General features: G+C 64.4%; 5 protein-coding genes. 4 read left to right on the top strand and 1 reads right to left on the bottom strand.

Annotated elements, in window-relative coordinates:
- Window positions 1-21: 21 nt before the first annotated feature.
- On the bottom strand, window positions 22-249 hold the full coding sequence (locus OC610_RS23485) for a DUF3079 domain-containing protein (RefSeq protein ID WP_030138812.1): 228 nt from the start codon (window positions 247-249) through the stop codon (window positions 22-24).
- Between the two features lie 182 nt (window positions 250-431).
- Here OC610_RS23485 and OC610_RS23480 point away from each other — a divergent pair, with 182 nt between their 5' ends.
- Genes OC610_RS23480 through OC610_RS23465 form a run of 4 tightly spaced genes read left to right on the top strand, consistent with a single transcriptional unit; the run spans window position 432 to window position 3,520 of the window.
- Window positions 432-962: an iron transporter gene (locus OC610_RS23480; protein ID WP_264431231.1), complete on the top strand. Its 531-nt coding sequence runs from the start codon at window positions 432-434 to the stop codon at window positions 960-962.
- 2 nt (window positions 963-964) lie between these two features.
- On the top strand, window positions 965-1,291 hold the full coding sequence (locus OC610_RS23475; RefSeq protein WP_264431229.1) for a cupredoxin domain-containing protein: 327 nt from the start codon (window positions 965-967) through the stop codon (window positions 1,289-1,291).
- A gap of 19 nt (window positions 1,292-1,310) precedes the next feature.
- Window positions 1,311-2,165, top strand: coding sequence for an FTR1 family iron permease (locus OC610_RS23470; RefSeq protein WP_264431227.1), 855 nt, complete (start codon window positions 1,311-1,313; stop codon window positions 2,163-2,165).
- A complete protein-coding gene (locus tag OC610_RS23465; RefSeq protein WP_264431225.1) occupies window positions 2,153-3,520 on the top strand; it encodes a 4Fe-4S binding protein in 1,368 nt (455 codons plus the stop codon). The genes OC610_RS23470 and OC610_RS23465 overlap by 13 nt, the downstream gene beginning before the upstream one ends.
- The last annotated feature ends 42 nt before the right edge of the window (window positions 3,521-3,562 follow it).

Here is a 3,562-nt window from a genome sequence, read left to right as displayed (position 1 = left end):
TCCCTCGCCACAGGATTTGTTTCAACCCTTCAGAGGGACTGCGGTTTCCTCCACGGCCTTGTCCGTCACATCCACCACGTCTATCCCCCAATCCCCGTGCAGGTACCAATCCTCGCCGATCATTTCCGCCGGGTGCATCGTGCGGTCGGCGCCGTTGCCGCACGCCAGCGCGGTCGAGGCGCAGTAACGGTCGCAGCCCCAGCAGATGCGCTCGGGATGTTTGGGACTGATGGGAAAAGGCTTTGCCATGACGACCCCGCATGCCGGATGGGTGTATCCCTACCCTAGCGTGTCGGTGCGCAGCGCACCTTGATTGCGGTCAAGAACAGCGGTCCGGGGAAAATTCACGCTGAAAATTGACAAGAATCATTATTATTCGCAGCGAAGCTTCCTAGACTCGGCGCCATCACTTAGCCAACCAGGAAGTCATCATGCGCACACTCGCTCCCCTGTCCCTCGCCCTGTTGTGTCTCGCACCGCTGGCCCAGGCCAAGGAGTACCCCATCGGCGAACCGCAACTGTGCCCCGGGCTTGAAGTCGGCGCGGTGTACCTGCAACCGATCGAAATGGCCCCCGCCGGCATGATGCGCGCCACCGCCGATTCCGATGTGCACCTGGAGGCCGACATTCGCGCCACGGCGGACAACCAGCAGGGCTTCCAGGAAGGCAACTTCGTGCCCTATCTCAACGTCTCGTTCCAGTTGAAGAAACAAGGCAACGACACCGAACTCAAGGGCGATTTCCACGCCATGGTCGCCAATGACGGGCCGCACTACGGCGATAACGTGAAGCTGCTCGGCCCGGGCAAATACCAACTGACCTTCACCGTCCAGCCGCCGGCAGGCCACGCATCCCTCGGTCGCCACACCGACAAGGAAACCGGTGTGGCGCCGTGGTTCGAGCGCTGTGAATTGCACTACGAATTCGTCTACGCCGGGATCGGAAAAAAAGGCGGGTACTGAACATGAGCCGATTCATCTGGCTGATGCTGGCCGGCCTGTTGCTGCCATCGATCGCCGAGGCCGAACTGCTCACCTACGAGCTGAGCATGCGCGACGGGCAGTTCACCCCGCCACTGCTGGAGGTTCCGGCCGGCCAGCGTTTCAAGATCGTGTTGAAGAACATCGGCCAAGGCCCGGCGGAATTCGAAAGCACGCCGTTGCGGGTCGAAAAGGTCTTGTCTCCAGGCGTGACCACTTTCGTGGTGATCCATCCGCTGCGCCCCGGCCACTATCCGTTCTTCGATGAATTCAACCCGCAGTTGCCCGAGGGCGGCATTCTCGCCCGGTAATCGTCCAGGAGGCGTTCCCATGACGCAATCGATGTTCATTGTCTGGCGCGAAAGCGTCGAGGCCTTGCTGGTGATCGGCATTCTCCAGGCCTGGGTGAGTCGCCAGCAGCAGGCCGACCGACTGCTGCGCTACGTTTGGAGTGGCGCGGCCCTCGGCCTGTTGCTGTCGGGCGTGCTGGCCGGTTTGATCCTGTTGGCCGGCGAAGCCATGAGCGGCGCCGCCAACGAGTGGTTCCAGGCGTCGTTGGCGCTGGTCGCCAGCCTGCTGATCGTGCAGATGGTCGGCTGGATGCATCGCAACGCCGGCACGCTCAAGCATGACCTCACGCGTCAGGCCGACCAACGCCTGGGGCGCCAGGGTGGGATGGGGCTGCTGGTGCTGGCGTTGCTTGCCGTCAGCCGCGAAGGCAGCGAAACCGTGGTCTTTCTCTACGGCGCCGGCGCCCGGCTGGAAGGTCCGTCACTGGGGTTGTTCGCGGTCGGCGCGGTGGCCGGATTGGTCTTGTCGCTGCTGACCGTTTCCCTGCTCCACGGCAGCCGCCGATTCATCTCGTGGCCGCGCTTCTTCGCCATCAGCGAAGCGATCCTGCTGCTGTTGGGCTCGGCGCTTCTGGTCAGCGGCGTCGAGCGGATCGGCGGGCAACTGTTGGCGATGGATTGGCCGGAGGCGGTGTATCGCACCCTCGGCGATGCGCTGTGGGACAGCAGCGCCGTGCTGGATGACGGCCATGGCCTGGGCGCTTTTCTCGCCGACTTCACCGGTTATCGCGCCAGCCCCAGCCTGCTGACGTTGCTGGTGTGGCTCGGTTATTGGCTGGCCGTCGCCGGTTGGCTGCGGCCACGCAAGGTGGAAAACCTGCCATGCCCGACCTGAACCCGGCGCTCCAGCGCCTCGGCGACGGCATGCGCCGCCATGGCGCGACCATCCGCACCGTGCAATGGGCGGTGGTGCTGTTCTACGCGGTGCTGTTGGTGCTCCCGGCGATGCTGCCGTTGCCGGACAGCCAGGCGCATCTCGTGGACAACCTGACGTTGTTGGCGCAGTTCCTGTTCTGGGGGATCTGGTGGCCGTTCGTGTTGCTGTCTATCGTCCTGTTCGGCCGGCTCTGGTGTGGCGTGCTGTGTCCCGAAGGCGCCTTGAGCGAATGGGCCAGCCAATACGGCCGTGGCCTCGGCGTGCCACGGGAATTGCGCTGGGCCGGTTGGCCGACCCTGGCGTTCTGCCTGACCACGCTCTACGGCCAGTTGATCAGCGTCTACGACTATGCCCAGGCGGCGCTGCTGATCCTCGGGGGCTCGACCGTCGCGGCGGTCGTCGTGGGATTGCTGTTCGCCCGTGGCAAACGGGTGTGGTGCCGTTACCTGTGCCCGGTCAGCGGCGTCTTCGCCCTGCTCGCCCGCCTCGCACCGGTGCATTTCCAGGTCGACGAACAACGCTGGCTGGAAAATCACGGACCCCGTCGACCACCGCCCAACTGCGCGCCCTTGCTCGACATCCGCCGAATGCGCGGCGCTGCCGATTGCCACGCCTGTGGCCGTTGCAGCGGCCAGCGCGACGCAGTACGGCTGATCGCCCGCTCCAGCAATCAGGAAATCCTCCAGGCCACCCCAACCACGGTCTCGCCCTGGGATGTGCGCTTGCTGTTCTTCGGGGTCATTGGCCTGGCGATGGGCGCGTTCCAGTGGACTGTCAGCCCTTGGTTCATCGCCTTGAAACAGGGGTTGGCCCAATGGCTGGTGTCGCGCGACGTGACCTGGCCGTTGATGGACAACGCGCCGTGGTGGTTGCTGACGCACTATCCGCAGCTCAACGACAGTTTCAGTTGGCTGGACGGTTTTTGCATCGTCGCCTATCTGGGCATGAGTGCGTGGGTGATGGGCACTGCGTTGATGCTGCTGATGCGCCTGGCCGCCCGACTCTCAGGAGATGCTGCACAGTATTGGCCCTTGGCCATCACCCTGGTGCCCCTCGGCGGTGCAGGGTTGTTCCTTGGCCTGTCGGCCACTACGGTCAAGCTGTTGCGCTACGAAGGGTTGTTGCTGGAATGGGTGCAGCCTGCCCGGGCGCTGCTGCTGATCGCGGCCATCGGCTGGAGCTTCCTGCTGGGTTGGAAAGTACTCGGCCGCGACGGCGCCGCGCCGATCCGGCGGCTCCCCGCCATGGCCTGCCTGGTCCTGGCGAGCGGCTTGGTGGGCTATGGCTGGTGGTTGCAGTTCTGGGGGTGGTAACACGCAAACTTCAAGCCACCAACGTCCCCTGTGGGAGCGAGC

It is taken from the genome of Pseudomonas agronomica, assembly GCF_025917275.1.
GTDB classification, from domain to species: Bacteria; Pseudomonadota; Gammaproteobacteria; order Pseudomonadales; family Pseudomonadaceae; genus Aquipseudomonas; species Aquipseudomonas agronomica.
The sequence above is the reverse complement of the archived record's forward strand: the minus strand, read 5'-3'. Positions and strand labels throughout refer to the sequence as shown.